General features: G+C 64.8%; 18 protein-coding genes and 2 pseudogenes. 7 read left to right on the forward strand and 13 right to left on the reverse strand.

Annotation, left to right across the window (positions count from 1 at the left end; all coding sequences use genetic code 11):
* Positions 1 to 292 precede the first annotated feature (292 nt).
* The 7 genes from ACH413_RS07355 to ACH413_RS07385 all read right to left on the reverse strand — a co-directional run bounded on the left by ACH413_RS07355 (position 293) and on the right by ACH413_RS07385 (position 6,453).
* A complete protein-coding gene (locus ACH413_RS07355; RefSeq protein ID WP_360049036.1) occupies positions 293 to 703 on the reverse strand; it encodes a hypothetical protein in 411 nt (136 codons plus the stop codon).
* 786 nt (positions 704 to 1,489) lie between these two features.
* Positions 1,490 to 1,972 carry a single-stranded DNA-binding protein gene (locus ACH413_RS07360; RefSeq protein WP_396424919.1) on the reverse strand — a complete coding sequence of 161 codons (483 nt, stop codon included), beginning with the start codon at positions 1,970 to 1,972 and terminating at the stop codon, positions 1,490 to 1,492.
* Positions 1,973 to 2,078: 106 nt separating this feature from the next.
* A complete protein-coding gene (locus tag ACH413_RS07365; protein ID WP_360033799.1) occupies positions 2,079 to 3,089 on the reverse strand; it encodes a DUF4192 domain-containing protein in 1,011 nt (336 codons plus the stop codon).
* Between the two features lie 397 nt (positions 3,090 to 3,486).
* Positions 3,487 to 3,738, reverse strand: a complete 252-nt coding sequence (locus ACH413_RS07370; protein WP_360033796.1) for a hypothetical protein — start codon at positions 3,736 to 3,738, stop codon at positions 3,487 to 3,489.
* A gap of 74 nt (positions 3,739 to 3,812) precedes the next feature.
* Positions 3,813 to 4,850: a DNA-processing protein DprA gene (dprA, locus tag ACH413_RS07375; RefSeq protein ID WP_396424920.1), complete on the reverse strand. Its 1,038-nt coding sequence runs from the start codon at positions 4,848 to 4,850 to the stop codon at positions 3,813 to 3,815.
* A gap of 187 nt (positions 4,851 to 5,037) precedes the next feature.
* Positions 5,038 to 5,553 carry a hypothetical protein gene (locus ACH413_RS07380; protein ID WP_360033793.1) on the reverse strand — a complete coding sequence of 172 codons (516 nt, stop codon included), beginning with the start codon at positions 5,551 to 5,553 and terminating at the stop codon, positions 5,038 to 5,040.
* A 243-nt stretch (positions 5,554 to 5,796) separates the two neighbouring features.
* A complete protein-coding gene (locus ACH413_RS07385) occupies positions 5,797 to 6,453 on the reverse strand; it encodes a Crp/Fnr family transcriptional regulator (RefSeq protein WP_360033790.1) in 657 nt (218 codons plus the stop codon).
* Positions 6,454 to 6,719: 266 nt separating this feature from the next.
* Here ACH413_RS07385 and ACH413_RS07390 point away from each other — a divergent pair, with 266 nt between their 5' ends.
* The 6 genes and pseudogenes from ACH413_RS07390 to ACH413_RS07415 all read left to right on the forward strand — a co-directional run.
* A complete protein-coding gene (locus ACH413_RS07390; RefSeq protein WP_360033787.1) occupies positions 6,720 to 7,268 on the forward strand; it encodes a hypothetical protein in 549 nt (182 codons plus the stop codon).
* 291 nt (positions 7,269 to 7,559) lie between these two features.
* Positions 7,560 to 7,805: a helix-turn-helix domain-containing protein gene (locus tag ACH413_RS07395; RefSeq protein WP_360033784.1), complete on the forward strand. Its 246-nt coding sequence runs from the start codon at positions 7,560 to 7,562 to the stop codon at positions 7,803 to 7,805.
* A gap of 46 nt (positions 7,806 to 7,851) precedes the next feature.
* Positions 7,852 to 8,715 (forward strand): helix-turn-helix domain-containing protein, encoded by an 864-nt coding sequence (locus tag ACH413_RS07400; protein WP_360033781.1) that lies wholly within the window; start codon positions 7,852 to 7,854, stop codon positions 8,713 to 8,715.
* Positions 8,716 to 8,917: 202 nt separating this feature from the next.
* Complete coding sequence (locus ACH413_RS07405; protein WP_360033778.1) at positions 8,918 to 9,307, forward strand: helix-turn-helix transcriptional regulator; 390 nt, start codon at positions 8,918 to 8,920, stop codon at positions 9,305 to 9,307.
* Between the two features lie 227 nt (positions 9,308 to 9,534).
* Positions 9,535 to 10,773, forward strand: coding sequence for a tyrosine-type recombinase/integrase (locus tag ACH413_RS07410; RefSeq protein WP_360033775.1), 1,239 nt, complete (start codon positions 9,535 to 9,537; stop codon positions 10,771 to 10,773).
* A gap of 155 nt (positions 10,774 to 10,928) precedes the next feature.
* A pseudogene (locus ACH413_RS07415) lies at positions 10,929 to 11,246 on the forward strand (lysine 2,3-aminomutase); the annotation flags it as partial.
* Between the two features lie 65 nt (positions 11,247 to 11,311).
* Here ACH413_RS07415 and ACH413_RS07420 read toward each other — a convergent pair.
* The 5 genes and pseudogenes from ACH413_RS07420 to ACH413_RS07440 form a co-directional block, all read right to left on the reverse strand.
* Positions 11,312 to 11,482, reverse strand: a pseudogene (locus ACH413_RS07420) (Imm53 family immunity protein); the annotation flags it as partial.
* Between the two features lie 230 nt (positions 11,483 to 11,712).
* Entirely contained in the window at positions 11,713 to 11,952 is a 240-nt protein-coding gene (locus ACH413_RS07425; RefSeq protein ID WP_360033772.1) for a hypothetical protein, read from the reverse strand.
* 439 nt (positions 11,953 to 12,391) lie between these two features.
* On the reverse strand, positions 12,392 to 12,808 hold the full coding sequence (locus ACH413_RS07430) for a TIGR03618 family F420-dependent PPOX class oxidoreductase (protein WP_360033770.1): 417 nt from the start codon (positions 12,806 to 12,808) through the stop codon (positions 12,392 to 12,394).
* A gap of 32 nt (positions 12,809 to 12,840) precedes the next feature.
* Positions 12,841 to 13,998: an epoxide hydrolase family protein gene (locus tag ACH413_RS07435; protein WP_360033767.1), complete on the reverse strand. Its 1,158-nt coding sequence runs from the start codon at positions 13,996 to 13,998 to the stop codon at positions 12,841 to 12,843.
* Positions 13,999 to 14,010: 12 nt separating this feature from the next.
* A complete protein-coding gene (locus tag ACH413_RS07440) occupies positions 14,011 to 14,613 on the reverse strand; it encodes a TetR/AcrR family transcriptional regulator (RefSeq protein WP_360033764.1) in 603 nt (200 codons plus the stop codon).
* 198 nt (positions 14,614 to 14,811) lie between these two features.
* On the opposite strand from ACH413_RS07440, the gene ACH413_RS07445 reads away from it, so the two are divergent.
* The gene (locus tag ACH413_RS07445; RefSeq protein WP_360033761.1) at positions 14,812 to 15,702 is read left to right on the forward strand and encodes an SDR family oxidoreductase; all 891 of its coding nucleotides are present in this window, start codon (positions 14,812 to 14,814) and stop codon (positions 15,700 to 15,702) included.
* Positions 15,703 to 16,339: 637 nt separating this feature from the next.
* Here the strand turns inward: ACH413_RS07445 and ACH413_RS07450 are convergent.
* Complete coding sequence (locus tag ACH413_RS07450) at positions 16,340 to 17,851, reverse strand: MFS transporter (RefSeq protein ID WP_360033759.1); 1,512 nt, start codon at positions 17,849 to 17,851, stop codon at positions 16,340 to 16,342.
* Between the last annotated feature and the right edge of the window lie 31 nt (positions 17,852 to 17,882).

A 17,882-nucleotide genomic window follows, 5' to 3' on the forward strand; every position in this document is an offset into this window, starting at 1 on the left:
CTCCCGGCGGCAAAGCGTCTGGGTGTTCGACGAGAGTTGGCGTCCAGACGCGGCGATCGGGCCTACTGGTCCGCTACGAAGAGCCGGTGCTGTCTGGCGCAGCGGCTGTGTCGGCGCAAGACAGCACAACACCTCGTTGTGGATGCGACGCGTCGGTCAATCCGATGTCGCAGAGAATCCTGAACTGTTACTAACAGCAAAGACTTTCTTGTCCTTGCAGAGCCAGACTCGAATTATCGGGCCCTCAACACCGGAACTTTCGTTCATCGCTAGCAAGACGGTGAACCAACAGCTAGAGGCGCCCTGAGAAGCTCTCTGATCCGACAACAGCAAGTACGTTGTCAGCCGCTTCGAGCGCGGTCGCGAGAGGACGGCGCATGAGAGGAAGGCAGTAGATCCCTTGCACACTGATGCGCGCGGCCTCGCACCACGGTGTGCGATCTGAGTCGACTGCGGTGACGAGCAGGATGCCGGTGCGGGCGGGCAGATTCCGCTGAAGGCAGAGCGTCACGGTCTGTTCGTCGAGCAGTACGACCGACGCCGCGGCCCAGGCACGAAGGGAAGGTGCTTCTGCTCGAACGACTTGCAAGCCGCGTTGTGGCCGTTGACAACTGAAGGTCGCCGAGATGAAGTCGAGCAGAAGCCGAGAAGATGATGTTCGGACCGCGGCGAAAGTGCCTTTGGTGGAGGGAAACTCACGCATGGCTCCTTCTTTCGGAGAGACGAGCAACCACCACCACCGCCGTCACGCGGGTGGCGGCCAGAACGGCGGGCAGTGCTGCGAATCGGACCGTGGGGTTCGGGTGGAGCGAGGTTGCTCGATACGGCCAGCTGCATGCCGTAGTGCGATGCGCAGTGTCAGCTGACTTGGGTGGTAGCCGTTCCAGCGCTCCGGGTTGTCGATCGCGTAGCCGGCTATCGGCGAGTTGGGGCAGCGGGGATCCACGGATCGCACGAAGCTCAGCAGTGTCCGTCGAGAGCCTGAGTTGCTCAGGCATGTCGAGTACGCGGCGTTCCACGTGTCTGGCCCAGGATCCGCGTCCAAAGCGCCGATCCGATCCCGGACGAGACCTTCCAGGGGCTGCCCGAGGCCATCGACCAACCTGTCGAGCAGCCTCGCCAGGTGGCGTGTCATGCCTGAACCCCGAACACATCCGAAAAGCCGCATTCATGGGCTTCCTCTGCCTCCTGGCTGAACTGCGCAGGAGTCACACGGATCGTCTCCCAGCCTTGGTCGCCTAAGTCTGTTAGGGCGCGTTGGACCTCAGTCCATGTGCACGCATCTTCAAGCAGGAGTGCGTACTCTCCACGGCCGATTTTCCGGACGCCGCTGATCCTGTACATCTGGCTGTCCTCATCAATGTGTTGCCGATCCCAGACTTCACGTAGTCATGGTGGGCGTCGCTCACGTGTTGTCGATGCGTGGACGTGATCTGACAGAAGTTCGGGCCCGCCGACATGCCGGCGGGCCCGAAGGGTGAATCAGAGTTCAGAACGAGGGCTCGTCGCCGAAACCAACGGCGTCGGCCGCCGGATCAGGTCCCCACGATCCGCCAGGCGACTCACCGCCACCGTCACCACCAGATTGCTGGCCGCCGCCGCTTCCACGGCTGACCTTGTTGACCTTCGCGGTCGCGTAGCGCAGCGAGGGGCCGATCTCGTCGACCTCCAGCTCCACGACAGTGCGCTTCTCGCCTTCCTTCGTCTCGAAGGAACGCTGGCGCAACCGTCCGGAGACGAGCACTCGCGAACCGCGGGTGAGCGACTCGGCCACGTTCTCGGCGACCTGCCGCCACACGTTGCACCGCAGGAACAGCGCTTCGCCGTCCTTCCAGTCGCCCGAATTCCTGTCGAACTTGCGGGGTGTGGAAGCGACCGTGAAGGACGCCACGGCTGCACCGCTCTGGGTGAAGCGCAGTTCAGGGTCGGCAGTCAGGTTCCCGACCACCGTGATCGTCGTTTCTCCAGCCATGGCTGATCCTCTCGTGAGAGCTCGTATCGTTCCGTGCGGATCTGTTGTGGACAGTTGCAGGCGTCAACCCGTCGAATTCCCAAACCTGAGGAGACGGAAGGCCCGCCTACGTGTCGGCATGCTCCGCGAAGATCGCTGCCGCATCGATGTCCGCCTGGAGCGCGAGGAAACCAAGCTCTGCAGGCGGGATAGCTGCCGTGAATGCGGCGCGTAGCAGCCTGGACAACTGATGTTCCGGGCGAACCTCAACCGCGACGTCCAGCGCCACCGAGGCAAGCGCTCCTTCTCCCCGTAGATAGGCGTAAAACGCTGCCAAGGCTGCAGGCTCAGCACGGTACGGAGCTGGGCACTCCCGGGTGAGCGTGAAGAACAGATGCTCAGCGGCCACGGCCTGCTCGTCCTTGGCGAAGAACAACGAGGCGTCACGGACCCGAACATCGTCCAACGCCAGTGCCATCCGTGCGACGAAGGCGTCGTCCACCTGGAGATCGCCTCGTGCTGATGAGTCGACGGCGTCCCGGATCATGGTGAGTCCATCTCGGGAGGAACAAGCCCATGTCGTGGACATGCCGCCGAGCAGTTCGGCCCTTCGGGCGAGGTCCCGTTCGGAGGCTGCCTCGACGTAGCTCGCCAGCTCATCCCGGCTGGCGTGTGTCACCTTCCCAGCCGCGACGCTCGCGGCGGCCAACTCGGTTGCCGATGGATCTGGGAGCATGCCGGACATGCCGCATTCGCCGCAGTAGCAGCACCAACGCGCACCTTCCACGCAGGCCTCGGCCCAGAGCGCGACTCCGTCCGGCAGGTGAACGTCGCCCAGGATTCGGTGAAGCGCGGTGATCACCTCGGTGTGCGGAGGTTGCCCGGTGGCAGTGAGTTCGCCGCCTCCGAACATCAACACGATCGCGACGACGTTGTCGCCCTGTCCGCGGACCATCTGCGCGATCTGTTCAGCGAAGGCATCGGATTGGGATGGCTCCGGAAGGTCAGCCCTCATGGTCATGACCACGTTCCCCTCGCTGCAGACCAAGCAGACCAGGGAGTTCTCCGGAGTGAACCCGATCAAGGGCGGCACGCTGGCAAGCAGCGCCCCGGCGTCCTTGCAGTTGATCTTTACCATCAGCTGTCCTTTTCGAGAGAGCCGCCACTCGTTCGTAGGCGCGCTCGGTGTGATGTCGATCCGAATGACTGGCAAGCGATTGCGCGGGTTCGGTGCCGCATGCGGCGGCGTTCTGGACCTACCGCCGCAACCGAGGCCTGTGCGGCGCGGATCACCCAGTCGCTGGCGTTCGAAGAGCAGACTCGTGCTGCACGAGAGTCCGCTAGATCCAAAGTGCAGTCCGGTCAATCAGGTGGTTCGTGTTGGCACGAAAGAGATGCGCACCACGGCCGGGACGCGGACGTCGCAGCGCAGGACGAGCTGGGCCGGCTCCCTGACGATCTCATTGAGGTCGGTGAGCAACTGGACATGAGCGGTGCCTGGAGATCGAACGCACCGAGCCGGACGAAGGCGCCACCTAGTGGCGCCGCACCGCACAGCCACGAGAACAGTCCTGATCGAGCGGTAGCCGTCGATCGAACTTCCAGTTGGCCGCATGCTCGCCGCGGATCATCATCAGTGCGGTGCAAAGCGCAGTTCGTGTCGGGAACGGTGGCGTCCAGCGCTCCGCACCGATGATCAGTGCGAGCCAGTAGCCGGGTGACCCGATGATGCGGCCGATCGACCAGCGAGTCTTAAGGAACGTGTCGTGGAGCTCGATGACGTACACGCGTTCAGAGTCCGCGCGCTGTGGAAAGGACTGTGAGCAGTCGCGGAGGTGGACGTGCAGGTCCAGGCCGCACCTCATGACGTCGCCTCCGGAGGGACCGTTTGAGAAGCCGACACTGTTTGACTGTCGCTCTCGCCGTCAGTGCGGCTCTGCAGGGTCTTCAGGACGTCTGCGGTGGAACCGACAGGGATCGCACGTCCGTCCCGCATCAGGTCAAGACAGCCAACCGAGGTCGCGGAGGTGATCGGTCCCGGCACTGCCATTACAACTCGTCCCACAGCGGCCGCGATCCTAGCGGTGTACGAGGTTCCACTGCGCCTGCCGGCCTCAACGACAACGAGGCCATCGCTACAAGCGGCAACGATTCGGTTCCGCGCCAGGAAGCGGTGTCGTGCGGGCACGACTCCGGGTGGGTACTCGCTGATCAACAGCCCCTCGCGTGAGATCCGTCCCAGCAGAACGGAATTGCCCGCGGGATACGCCACGTCAACTCCACACGGCAGCACCGCGACGGTTCGGCCATCGCTCGTGAGCGCTCCGCGATGTGCCGCCTCGTCAATGCCGTAGGCACCACCAGCAACGACGGTGACGCCATTCGCAGCGAGGTCAGATCCGAACTCACTCGCTACCTGGACGCCGTAGGGGCTAGCTGCGCGTGCTCCGGTTACAGCCACTGCCTTGCTCAGGAACTCTGACAGGCAGTGAGGCCCACGGACCCAGAGCGCGAGTGGCTCACCACTGCGACGATCACGACGGTCGCCCTCAGACAGCGGCGCCAGCTTCTCCCCAGGCCACTCAGCGTCCTCGGGGACTACAAGTCTCCCACCGCAGCGTCCGATCTCTTCCAGGTGCCGGCGAGCGAGCGCTACAGCTCCGTCGCCAGACATCGTGTTTTTCGAGGCGGACAGGACGTCACCGGAACTGAGCCTGTTCGACGCCTCGACCGGACCGACTTCAGTAACCAGGGCAGACAATGCGGTCAGGGGTGCCTGTTCGCCGACGCAGAATCCAGCCATCAGGGACAGGTGCGCCCTGGCCAGGCGGACAGCGTTGGTCGGCTGACTTGTTGAAATCACCTTGACTCCATTGGGTTTGGTGCGATTGATGTACATCGTTCGACGAGCGACCAGCACACGCTTACGGCGTCGAACTGGAGCGCAAGGTCGTGCCTCACGCCGGCTGGCCCTGAACCTGATCGCCAGGCTCGAACTGGAGTCCCTTGCCAGCAACAGAGCGGCGTTCACCCGTTGTCACAGCGCCCGATCGACGATCGTCGGCACCGGCCAGCAGTAAGTCCCGCTATGCCTTGTAGCGCACTGTTTGGGCGATGTCCGGTGGCCCGACTGTGACGCCCAGCAGGAAGGTGAGCGTCGTCGTTCGCCTACGGATCTCGAACTCAACCTCGTCACGAACCTGGCCGCGACTGAGCAGATGTGGCTGCGTGTTGCCGACGAACCGAAGGCCGATTCCGTCGCCTGGACGAACGATCTGCGCCACGGTCTTCCAGCGAGAGTCGCTCTGTGCACACGACAGCGCCAGATGTCCCGTCGCATCGGGATGATCGATCAGCGACCACGAGGCGAGACCTTCGTGCTCAGCTCCGAACATCTCCCCTACGGCCGCAATGACGCGTACCCGCTGTCCCTGTTCGCTCAGACGAAGGTTGAACAACTGCTCCTCTCGTGCTGTCACTCCCCTGGCCGCGTTGCGGAGATCCAGCTCTACGGCGAGCTGCAGGTAGAAGCGGCGTCCTTGTCTCTTCAGCAGCACGGTTTCAGCCGCGCCGAACGCCTCGACGTCGTCATGGTTCAGCACAACGGGAAGCATGATTTGCCTTGTCTTCCATGAAGTGTTGCAGGACTGGGGTTCTCGTCGACACAAGGAGCTTGACACTTCTGCCGTTCGCGCCGCTCACGCAGTTGCAACCGCGTGTAGCCGGAGTTCAGCAGTCCAGCCTGCGGCCAGTTGGTACTTATGGGACTGTCCACAAGAGGACAATGTGAGGACTGCGCGGCAGGGAGAGGCGATGTCACCGACGTTGGCTCGTAAGCACTTGGCCTAACGAGCGAGCCGAGCAAGACGCGCGGGGTCGCGGATCAACACGCTCTTGTGGCTGACTTCCAACCAGCCGCGTCGGGCGAAGTTCGAGAGCACCTTGTTGACGGTCTCCCGCCGGGCGCCGATGTACTGGGCGATCTCCTCCTGAGACAGCTCGTGGTCAAGCTGTGTACCGGACTTGCCAGACTCACCGAACCGCATCGCGAGCTCCAGCAGCACCCTGGCCACACGTCGAGGAACATCCGCAAAGATCACGTCGCCAACCATGTTGTTGGAGCGCCGGATCCGGCGCGCGACAACGCGCAGCATGTATTCCCCGAGTTCGGGATGAGCGTTGATCTGCTTGCGCAACGCAGTGCGCCCCACGCTCACAGCACTCACGTTGGTCACTGCCGTTGCAGTGGAGGCACGAGGTCCTGGATCGAACACCGACAGCTCGCCGAACATGTCGGCCGGTCCGCAGATCGACAGCAGGTGTTCCCTGCCGTCCGCGGTGCAGCGGCCGATCTTCACCTTGCCCGACTGGATGATGTAGAGCTGATGTCCGGCATCTCCTTGCGTGAAGATCTTCTGACCGCAAATGAATGAGCCCTGCTCTCCGACGGACGCGGCGAGTTTGGCGAGAACCGGGTCGGCCTTGGGTACGACGATGCTCATCTTGGTTCCCCTACGAGCGTGAGATGGATATGCGACGGGTGCGGGTGCTACGCCCCGCGTTGAGACCGCAAGCACAAGGACTAAGTGGACTGTCGCCGGATGCGACGAAGCTGGAGTCGGCGCCTTGGAGGACATCGGACGCCTTGGCACCTCACGGCCCTGCGGGCCTGCTACGGCCTACATGAATGAGATGCAAAAGGCCGGAGCGAACGAGAATCAGTCGCGGCGATGTTCCAAGCTGCAACGACGTTTGGGACGATCACCGGGTGTCTGCACAACGCGAGGCTGACCAGTCACATCTGGTCGATTGGCTCTCGACTCAGGTTGAGATCCATGTCGCCCTCGCCAACACCAGGACATGGCTGTTCACCTGCGTTGAGGAACTGGTGCTAGAAAGCGGGTACTGGGGAAACCCAACCGAGCTTCCACCTGGTCACATCCGCGGAGCCGCGGGAAGGTGCTTCGCGAACGCATCGGCGTACGCGACCGTTCACCGCCTGACCTATGTTGAAGGCTTCGCACTGTCGACCGCCGGTATCGCCTATCCGCACGCGTGGCCCGTCGATGACGCTGGCAACGTCCACGACAGCACCTGGCCCGCCACGCGCGGCCTGGCGTACCTGGGCATCCCGTTCTCGGCCGCCTACGTCGAAGCGTTCAACAGGACCCTTGGCGACGCGCGCCTCGTCCACGACGCTCACCTCGACGACTACCGGACACTCCGAGACGGCCTACCCGATGGGGCAGTCCTTCCGCTTGGCGAACCAATTAACGCAGGAGCAGCTAGCTCGAGTCGTCGAGGCGGCATGTTTTAGTCCTGCCTGGCTTGTCCCCGACGCAAGGCGGCGGTCTGACTTCAGTAAACACTGAAGAAATCATGATAAATGATAGATTGCCGCACTCACTCCTCGACTGCCAGTTCCTCGGAGCTCGATTGACGCCGTGGCGTAGCGGCGCCTGCGCGCCCACAGCCCTGGCAACTGCCTGGGTGAACGCACACGCCGGCGCGACGCACTTCGTCCAACAGCCGCTCCGTTTGCCCGAGCGGCCGACAGCCTTCGACTCCTAACCTCGGGCTTCGACCGAGACGAGACGGGAGTCAACAGGTGAACACAGGCCACAACCCCACTTCGAAGAGCGGGAGTCGACCGGGCAGCGAGACAACGGCGATTCGATCACTGAAGTACGCCGAGCCGCTATGGGATCCCAACGAGGTCGCAGCTTTCTTGAACATACCCAAGAAGACACTTCAAAAGTGGCGTAGCGATAACACTGGGCCACCGTGGCGACGGTATGGCAAGCATGTTCGATACGAACCTCATCTGGTCAGAGAGTGGCTGTCCAACCAGTAGCCGTCGATTGACGTGATCACATCTGCAATCAACGAAATCGAGCAGAATGAGTATCAAAGTTGTGACACTTGCCTGGGAGTACGCCCCCGTGGCAGGCAACGAGCTTCTCCTGCTTCTGGCGATCGCCGATCAAGCGAATGATCTTGGCACGGATGCATGGCCTTCGATCGACACCCTCGCCCGCAAGACCAGGCTGAACAAGCGAACAGTCCAGCGACTACTCCAGCGCCTCAGCTCAGCAGGTCTTGTCACCATCGAGCCAGGCGGCGGCCGGCGCAGCAACCGGTACGCCATCGACCTGGACCTTCTTGTCAGCCCCTCATCGAGAACCGCCGATGACGAAGACACACTCCCGGCAGAACGCCACCCCGGACAATCTGTCACCCGTGACATCTGCGCCACCCCAGGGGCGACAGCGCTCGACCACCTCTGCCACGACACAGCTGTGTCGCCCAACCCATCCTGCACAGCCCTCTCCCCGTCCCCAGCATCTCGCGCTCACCCTGGCGACGCAGACGACGCGGCCACGACTGAGACAGCAAGGGCAACAACGGGAATCATCGACGAAATCCGAGCCGTTGCACCGATGTCGCATCAGGACCATCGCGCCCTGGAGCTCAAAGTCCGGGATTCCCTGGCGGCAGGACACGATCCCGACCAGATCCTCCGGCACCTCACGGAGAACCTTCGCAGCGCCCGTTCCCCGATAGCCGTGATCCATTCGCGACTTCGGAACCTGCCACCCAAGCCCACGCACGGCCGGACTTCCATCGCCCGGCCCGAATGGTGTGGAACCTGCGACGGCCCTGAACCGCACCGCAGGTTGATCCAACGCGACGACGGTCGCGTACAGGCATGCCCCAACTGTCACCCCAAGCACAACGCAAGATCAGCGGGAACAAGCCGCTGACAGGCCGACGACAGCGATATCGACAAGGCAGCGCTCAGCAAGGTCGAACTCGGTCACCCCTCCCTCCGTCAGGCAGCGCGATGCCACAACCCTCAGGACTACTCAAGGCTGGTACATCTATGTACCATTGGTACTTAGATGTACCAGAGGTGGCCTCGCAAGGCCGCCTACGAGGCATACCGCCAGAATAGGAGGGGTTCACATGCTCGATCACCCACGGGAGGGCCAGGTGCCACGACGCAGCGGCGACCAACCGCCCGCCGTCTACGTGATCGAAGGGACGTTCCCTGACGTCAGGCTCCGCGACGATGCTCCGGTCAGTGCACATTTCGCTGTTGCGTTCGCCAAGGCACTGAAAGCCGCGGTGGAGGCGAGCACCGGAAGCCTGCGATCGATCGCCAAGGATGCCGGCGTGACACACCCGACCGTGACGAGGATCCTGGACGGGCAGACGTTGCCCGATCTGCGGTCGATATCCGGCCTGGAAGTCGCACTGCGCACGAGCCTCTATCCCGCCGAGCTGCATCGGCAGTTCTCGGAGACGCATTCAGGTGCGGACGAAGCTTCAGGCGAAGCCGAGCAGAGTCACTGACCTGACCGCAACACTTAGCGGTAACTGTCAGGCATTCGTGCGCCGCCGGTTTCATACACCGCTGCATTCAATCGCGATTTCCCATTTAGAGCAGCGTTGAGCGCACGTTAAATTGCCAGCAAGCCACGCTGGCGTTCTCCTTGGGCAAAAATGGTCAACAGGCGACCGCTCCCCTGTCGCCAGGCTGTGCGCCCACCGTTCAAGAAGCTCGACTTGCAGAAGGCATAATGGCGTACATCGACGATCGTTGGTGGCAAGAGAAGAAGGATCCGGTCACCAAAGAAGTCATCCGGGACGCGAAGGGCCGTCCCATACTGGAAAAGAGTTCACGCTACGGCAAGGGTGACCGCTACCGCGTGCGCTGGAAGCTTCCCGGAGGCAAGGAGGACAACAAGAGCTTCCCCGACAAGCAACACAAGGAAGCCAAGGCGTTCAAGACCCAGATCGAAAACTCTCTGAGGACCAAGAGCTACGTCTCGCCCAAGGCCGGAGACATGAAGGTCCGCGAGTACGCGGAGAGCTACAAGAACGGCAGGTCACCTGACGAACGCAGCCGAGCTTCGCTCGACAGCCTGTTCGCCTGCCAGGTCTACCCGTTCATGGGCGACATGTCGCTGAACGAGGTCGCGCTTGATGGGACCGTGATCAGGAACTGGCTGGCCTGGATGAACAACGTCTCTGGGATAGCGGTGAACTACCAGTACCAGGTCTGGATCAACCTGTCCGCGATGCTGGACGCAGCGGTCGTGGACGAAAAGATCCACCGAAACCCGTGCAAGCTCGGCACCATCTCAGCACCCAAACCGGTGCAGAAACTGATCACGCCTTGGACGGACGAGAAGCTCCAAGGGATCCACGAGTCCCTTCCGCCTGAACATCAGGTGGTGGTGCCAATCGGCGGCGGGCTAGGGCTCCGACAGGGCGAGATTCTTGCTTTTAACAGGGAGGACATCAACCGCAAGGACATGACCTATCACTGCAGACTGCAGGTTACTTACATCAACGGGAAGTTGAAGTTCAAGCTCCCGAAAGGCCACAAGACCCGCATCGTTCCAATCTCGGGCGGAACGCTGCACCACATCGACTATCATTGCGAGCTTTATCCGTCAGTGGAAGTCACACTTCCCTGGGGAGAGAACGACAGCAAGGAGACCCACACCGCCAACCTCATCCTGCCGTACCGCGGCGTCACCGCATGGCGCGGATCGATGTTTCTCAACCAGATCTGGAAGCCAACCTTCTCAATCGCCGGAATCCCCTACATCAAGGGCGACGACGGGATGCACGCCCTGAGGCACCTGTACGCATCGCACATGCTCGCCTCGAACGTCAGCATCAAGGAACTGTCGGTGTTCCTCGGTCACTCAAGCGAGGCCTTCACTCTGAAGACCTACGCTCATCTCATGCCGTCGAGCTACGGACGAGCCAGGCTGGCCGCAGATACACTGTTCGCACCGCCTGCTTGAGAACCGGTCTCAGGACCTCCTCGCGGGCGCGAGATCTCGAATTCGCGATCTCGACCTCTCGGCCAGGGGCCCCAGAGGGGCCCCATGATCATCAACTAGCGCCAAGCTCTCACAAACCGCCAGGTCAGGCCGCCCGTCCGGCGTGCCGCCGAATCATGTGCGACATGATCCCCAACGCGGAGCACTGGCGGGTGTCGGTCGCGGAAGCCCAGGAACTCCAGCACTCGATCATGGGCTACCTGCCTGGGTACGCGACTCCTCGCATCGTGTGCGACGTGCCTTACGTCGGTAAGCGGTGGGTGCATCAGCTCGCTGAATATGACCGCGAGCTCGGGATTTCCTACTGGACCAAGAACTACCGGACCGGGATCGAGCTCGAAGACCCGGAGGCGTTGGACCGCCGCTACCCGTACTACGACCCGATTTCGACGTTGGGCGAGGCCGGCCAGAAGTGGTGGACCGACCAGGCCTGACTGGTCCCGATGGGGCCGTTCTCGGAGCACCTTCCGAGGGCGGCCCCATCGGCATGTTTGCCTGTTCAGACCCACCGCCCCTCACCGGGTTCCGACTTCGTCCGGGCCAGGACACGTCCTTCGAGCCCGGTGTCCACCAGGTCGGCCACGACGTACCGGCCGGGGTTGTCCAGCGTCGTGATGCGCACGCCGAACTCGTGCTCCCAGTCGCCGTCGCAGTGCGCCACGTACCACCGCTGGAAGAACTCGAAGGGCTCTCGGCGTCCGGCATTCCGGTCCTCCCATCAGGACTTGTCATCTGCGGCGAGCACACTCCTGCTCACCACGCGCCGTCATGGGAAACAGGGGAACAGGTGAGCCGCGGGCTCCTCGATCCTCATCACCACGATCCTTTCCCGCGGACCGGTCCGGCACGGAAAAGGCCGGCTCCCGCCCGTGGGCGAGGAGCCGGCCTTTTCTCATGCCGTCAGACCGTGGAGAACCCTTCGGTCCACTTGTCTTCGTCCAGCGCGTACTCCTCGATGTAGAAGCACTCCGGGTCGTCGCGGAACCCTGGAAGCTCCTTGGCGCGTTCGATCCAGGCCATCGCGTTCTCCCGTGAGGAGTAGACGCCGAGCACCTTCACGTCGTCGCCTTCCTCCTCGTCGGCCCAGAACTCGCCGCCAGGATCGAAGTGCCTGACCGCCCCGCTCTCGTCCTCGGCCACGTGATGCACGTGCCAGAGCAGAAAAACCCGGACACTCATTCCGAATCGCCCCGTCAGTTGCGCTCGAAGTACTTCTTGATCTTATTGTGTTCAGAGCCGGGCCCGTGTCGTACTTTCCGTCGGGGAATGTCGCTGCCCGGAGGCGTTGGACCGCCGCTACCCGTACTACGACCCGATTTCGACGTTGGGCGAGTCCGGCCAGAAGTGGTGGCGAGGACATGCGGCTGCTTCAGGCACGGCTGGCCCGTCCGGCCATCCAACCCGCACGTACACCGTGGTCGGCTAGCCGTAAAACGCGAGCCATCGCTTGGCAGCCGACACGTCAGTATGTGCCGACGTTCCAGTAGGCGGGTGCGTCGGCGGGCGACAGGATGAAGGCCGTGGCCGATGGCGTGAAGCTCATGGGAAACCCCGTTGTGGACGGACGTGGGTGCGGCCGCTACGCGTAGGGCGCGTGGGCGATGGAGTCCACCGCGATGGTGAGCAGCAAGCGGGTCTCGGGTTTGCCGCTGAAGTTGGGGTGTGGTGTGCCGAGGTACTTGTGGGAGAGCTCCTCGATGTTCTCGGCCGCGCCGTCGGTGGTGGAGTCGATGACGTGCCCGCGGAGCGCGTAGTAGCGGGAGATGTCGTCGGGGTCGGCCACGCTGATGGCCACGCGGGGGTCGCGGGCGATGTTCTTGGCCTTGCGGTAGCCCACCACGGTGTTGATCAGGACGTGGCGGCCGTCGGTGCCGACCCAGGTCTGGGTCATCTGGGGTGATCCGTCGGGCATGACGGTGGAGAGGAAGCACGGGCTGGGCCGGCGGAGCAGGGCGATCAGGTCGTCGGGCAGCGGGACGGTCTGGGTGCTGGACACGGGAGGTCTCCTGGGGATGAGGGCGGTGGGGCTCAGCGCAGGGTGGCGAAGGTCGCGCGGATGCTGTCGATGAGCGCCTCGGGGTTCTCGAGCGCGGTGAAGTGGCCGCCGGGGCCCTCGGCGAAGTGGACGAGGTCGGTGTAGCGGCGCTCGATCCAGCGCCGGGACTTGCGGACGTGTTCGCCGGTGAGCTGGATGAACCCGGTGGGCACGGTGATCGGCGAGGCGGTCGTGACAGGCGCGGGTGCGCCGCCGTTGAGCATGTCCCAGTAGATCCGCGCGGATGACGCGCCGGCGTTGGGCAGCCAATACATCATGATCGCGTCGAGCAGTTCGTCGTAGGTGAACGACGCCGGCGCGTCACCGGGGGTGGCGCAGGTGTCCTGGAACATCGCGTAGATCCAGGAGGCCAGGCCGACGGGTGAGTCGGCGAGGGAGTAGCCGATGGTCTGCGGGCGGGTGCCCTGTTCCTTCGCGTAGCCCGAGAGCTTGTCCCAGAAGTGGCCGGCGCTCGCGAGCATGGCCTGCTCCTCGGGGGTCGCGTCGGCGATCTCGTCGGGATCGGGGCCGAACATGCCCATGCCGAGGTGGATGCCGGCCAGCTGCGGGATGCCCTTCGCGGCGATGGTGTTGGTCACCGCGGTGCCCAGGTCACCGCCGTGCGCGCCCCAGCGGTCGTAGCCGAGCCGGTCCATGAGGGTGATCCAGGCGTCGGCGATCCGGGGGAAGCCCCAGCCGGTGGTGTCGGGCTGGGCGGAGAACCCGAAGCCCGGCAGGGACGGGATCACCAGGTGGAACGCCTGCCGGGGGTCGCCGCCGTGGGCGGCGGGGTCGGTGAGCGGCCCGACCGTCTTGGCGAAGTCGAGCACGGAGCTGGGCCAGCCGTGGGTCATCAGCAGCGGCAGCGCGTCGGTTTCGGGTGAACGCACGTGCAGGAAGTGGATGTCCAGGCCGTCGATGGTGGTGCGGTGGGAACCCATGCCGTTGAGCAGGGCCTCGGCGCGGCGCCAGTCGTAGGTCTCGGCCCAGTAACCGGTCAGCGCCCGGATCGCGCCGGTGGTGGGGCCCTGGCTGGTGTCGGTGACGGTCTCGACGCCCGGCCACCGGGTGAGGGCGAGCCGGGTGCGCAGGTCGTCGAGGTCGTCCTGCGGGACGTGGATCGGGAACTGCTCGATGTCGGTGCTGTGCATGACGATTCTCTTTCAGCCGCCGGCGGGATCAGTGGCGAGGAGCGGGAGCAGGACCTCGTCGACGAGCTCCTCCTGCGTGGCCTCGTCGAGCGGCACGCCTCGCAGGAGGGCGAGCAGGAGGACCCTCGCGATGGCCACCTCCAACGCCAGGAGAACCCGCTCGGTCGCGACGGTCTCGCCACGGGCACACGCGCGGGCGGAGATCATCTCGGCGTCGACGCGGCCGCGTCGGCCGATCTGGTCGGCGATGAGCTCGCGGAGGGCGGGATCCGAGCGGATGCCCTCGACCAGTCCCAGCAGCGCCGGCCCGCCCGCGCCGGTCACGCCCCTGGTGATGCCGGCCACGGCGTGGAGGAGATCGCCACGCACCGTTCCGGTGTCCGGCGACGCCGCGCTCGAGCCCTCAGCCGACCGCCGCAACGCCTCGGCGACCAGCTCGGCCTTGCCCGCCCAGCGCCGGTACATCGTGGCCTTCGAAGACTTGGCGCGGGCCGCGATCGCGTCGACGGTCACGCGCTCGTAGCCGATCTCGGTGATCAGCTCGGCCGCCGCCGCCAGGATGGCGTCCTCCCGCCCCACTCCTCGAGACGGCGGTGCAAGCCGCTCGGCATCCATGGATCCCTCTCCCCTGTCGATGTGAACGAAACGGTACCGTACACCTCCCCGCCATGACGTGTGACCTGAGCGACGGCCAGACGTGCCACCGCATTACTGGACACAGTGCACCGTTATCCGCTAGCGTTTCGGTACACGGTGCCTCGCAATTGCGGGACGCCCGAACACTGGCCCGAGAGGGCGGAAGGAGGTCGCGCGATGCGCGTCTTCGTAACAGGTGCCACCGGCTGGATCGGATCGGCCGCGGTCGACGAACTGCTCCAGGCAGGCCACGACGTGATCGGCCTGGCCCGGTCGGACAAGTCGTCCGCGGCACTGACGGCCAAGGGCGCCAAGGCATGGGCCGGTGACCTCGACGACCTCGACTCGCTGCGCCGCGGCGCCGCCGAGGCCGAGGCCGTGGTGCACCTGGCCAACAAGCACGACTGGGCCGACCCCCAGGGCAACGACCGCACCGAGCGGCTCGCCGTGGAGGCGCTTCTGGAAGGGCTGGAGGGCAGCGGATCCCCGTTCGTCATCGCCAACGGGCTGTCCGGGATCGTCACCGGCCGTCCCGTGCTCGAGTCGGACGCGTCACCGGCGGTCGGTCCGGACTCCGACCGCGGGGGTTCCGAGAACCTCGTGCTCGGTTCTCCCGGCATTCGCGGTATCGCGGTCCGGTTCTCCCCCACCACCCACGGTCAGGGCGACTGGGGGTTCGTGAACTGGCTGACCGCCGCGGCTCGCAAGCAGGGCGTTTCCGGCTACGTCGGGGAAGGCGATGCCGAGTGGTCCGCGGTCCACGTCACCGACGCCGCCCGTCTCATCCGGCTCGGCCTGGAGAGCGCACTGGCGGGCACCCGCCTGCACGCGGTGGGCGAACAGAGCATCTCGACGAAGGCGATCGCCGAAGCACTCGGCAAGGTGCTCGACCTGCCGACGGTCTCGATCGATCCGGCCGACGCCAAGGACCACTTCGGGGTCGTCGGTCACTTCCTCGGCTCGACCATGACCGCGTCCAGTGAGGCCACTCGCGCCCTTCTCGACTGGGAACCCACCGGTCCCGGTCTGATCGAGGACATCCTCGCCGGCGCGTACACGACCGACTGAGTCCTGGATCGCCTCGGCGCTGTTCGCCCGAGGAGCTTCACCTTCGACACCCGCAACGGGATCCGTCCGGTTGCGGGTATCGGCATGAGCGCCGGGCCTGGGACCGCCGGCCAACATCTTGTCTGTCCACACTGGACTGGCATTTCACCCGGATCAGGAACGAGTAGACGATTCCGTGCGGCGTAGGCAGTACTGGCGCCGCCCGGGACAGCCGAATTTCCGGCAGGTGCGTTGCGCCGATTGCTTCGTCGGCGCCAAGTTCGAGGCTCAGGCACCGACGCCACATCCAGGAGAAGACCTCAGGCGGCGGACGCCGCGTCCTCGCTGTTGCCAGCGGGGTTTCCGCGGACGGTCGACCCTGGTTCTTCACAGCTCGGCCGACCTGGAAGCAGTTGTGGCAGCGGCGCTGCGGAGCCGACCGCATCGACGTGGAGTTCATCGGCCGGCTCAGCAGAACAACGACCTGGACGTGTCGGCCCGGTCCCCAAGCCGGGTCGACGACATCAAAATGATCAACCAACTGATGTTCCGACCGCGGCCCGCGTCACGCTCCTGCACAACGAGTCCCCTCATGAACGCGGACAGCAGAACCCTGTCGAGCTGCAGTGATGTCAGCGAGCTTCTCCGGTTCGGTGGGTCACTCGGCCTTGGCAGCGGCTCTGACCGCGACAGTGATGACGGCGAGTCCGGCGGCGACGGTCAGGACACCCGCCCACCGCAGGCCGGTGGCGGCGGCGTCGGCGAAGGCGTCCAGGACGGCTCGGTGGTCGATGAAGGACGCGGCCAGCGCTTCGGCGACCGTGTGCGGGACGGGTTCGTGACTCCGCAGAGAGCCTGCGAGGTTCGCGGTGAAGCTGCTGGTCACGATCGTGCCCACGACGGCGACACCGAGGGCGCTGCCGAGCTCGCGAGTGATGGACTGCAGTCCTCCCGCGATTCCCGCCTGGTGCGGTGGCAGAGCGACAGCGAGCTCGGCGCTCAGACATGGCAGGGCCAGGGCGAATCCGGTTCCGATGATCACCAGCCAAGCGGCGTAGGCGAGGTACGGGTGGTGCATGGCGGTGGACAGTCCGATCAGGCCGCTGCCGATGGCGGCGAAGGCGATCGTGAGGACGGTCGGGATGCCGAACCGGGAGACGAGTCCCGGCACGAAGCGGGAGCCGAGCAGGAGCGGCGCGGCGAGGGGCAGGACGGACAGACCGGCCTGCAGAACGGAATAGCCGCGGACGTACTGGAGCAGTGAGGCGTTGAGGTAGAACAGGCCGAAGCTGCCGAAGAACATGACGAACATGCCGAGACTGCTCGCGCTGAGCAGAGGAATCCGGAACAGGCGGGGATCCAGCAGCGGGTGGTCCGAGCGCAGCCCGGACCACGTCCACGCGGCGACGAGCACGACGCCGCAGCCGAACGCCGTCACGACGATGCCGTTGTCCCACCCCAGTTCGGGTCCTTCGATGACGCCGATCAGCACGGCGACCGTGGCGAGGATCAGCAGCACCGTGCCGAGAGGGTCGAGGTGACGGGGAGTGCGGGTGCTGCGGGGTACCACCCTGCTCACCCAGATCGCGCCCGCCAATGCGATCGGCACGGTGGCGATGAACAGGCTCTGCCAGGTGCCGGTGACGGCCAGCAGTGCGGCACCGGCGGTGTTGCCGATGAGGCCTCCCATTCCCGACACGACGCCCCACGTGCCCAGGGTGCGGGCACGGCGCTCCGGTGGTGTCGCGTGGACCAGCACTCCGACGCAGTTGGGCAGCACCAGCGCCGCTCCGATCCCGGTGATCGCGCGGGCGGCCAGGAGAAGGCCGATGGAGGGCGCCGCGGCGCAGGCGGCGGCTCCGAGTGCGACGACGACCAGTCCGGCCGTCAGCACGCCTTTCCGCCCGAACCGGTCTCCCGCGGCGCCCCCTGGGATGACCAGGCAGGCGAAGGCGACCACGTAGGCGTCCACGATCCACAACAGCTGGGACGCGCCGGGGTGCAGATCACTCGCGGCGAACATGGGCACCGCGAGGTTGATCGCCGCGACCAGGCCGACCACGAGCACGGTCGCGAAAGACACGCACGCCAGCACAGCACCGGATCGGACCGGCCTCGCGTCCGTGCTCGTGTCAACCGGCGAGGACGGCTCGCTGGACAGGTTCTTCATTGTTGTTCTCCATCTTTCACGGGCTGAGGAA

Origin of the sequence: Lentzea sp. NPDC020367, assembly GCF_044387305.1 — a bacterium.
In the GTDB taxonomy this organism is placed as follows: domain Bacteria; phylum Actinomycetota; class Actinomycetes; order Mycobacteriales; family Pseudonocardiaceae; genus Lentzea.

Coding starts and splice junctions, on each gene's coding strand:
- ACH413_RS07355 (WP_360049036.1), bottom strand. CDS start 703: ATGCGTGAGTTTCCCTCCACCAAAGGCACTTTCGCCGCGGTCCGAACA.
- ACH413_RS07450 (WP_360033759.1), bottom strand. CDS start 17,851: ATGAAGAACCTGTCCAGCGAGCCGTCCTCGCCGGTTGACACGAGCACG.
- ACH413_RS07405 (WP_360033778.1), top strand. CDS start 8,918: ATGCTCGATCACCCACGGGAGGGCCAGGTGCCACGACGCAGCGGCGAC.
- ACH413_RS07440 (WP_360033764.1), bottom strand. CDS start 14,613: ATGGATGCCGAGCGGCTTGCACCGCCGTCTCGAGGAGTGGGGCGGGAG.
- ACH413_RS07365 (WP_360033799.1), bottom strand. CDS start 3,089: ATGGTAAAGATCAACTGCAAGGACGCCGGGGCGCTGCTTGCCAGCGTG.
- ACH413_RS07360 (WP_396424919.1), bottom strand. CDS start 1,972: ATGGCTGGAGAAACGACGATCACGGTGGTCGGGAACCTGACTGCCGAC.
- ACH413_RS07400 (WP_360033781.1), top strand. CDS start 7,852: ATGAGTATCAAAGTTGTGACACTTGCCTGGGAGTACGCCCCCGTGGCA.
- ACH413_RS07385 (WP_360033790.1), bottom strand. CDS start 6,453: ATGAGCATCGTCGTACCCAAGGCCGACCCGGTTCTCGCCAAACTCGCC.
- ACH413_RS07435 (WP_360033767.1), bottom strand. CDS start 13,998: ATGCACAGCACCGACATCGAGCAGTTCCCGATCCACGTCCCGCAGGAC.
- dprA (WP_396424920.1), bottom strand. CDS start 4,850: ATGTACATCAATCGCACCAAACCCAATGGAGTCAAGGTGATTTCAACA.
- ACH413_RS07445 (WP_360033761.1), top strand. CDS start 14,812: ATGCGCGTCTTCGTAACAGGTGCCACCGGCTGGATCGGATCGGCCGCG.
- ACH413_RS07410 (WP_360033775.1), top strand. CDS start 9,535: ATGGCGTACATCGACGATCGTTGGTGGCAAGAGAAGAAGGATCCGGTC.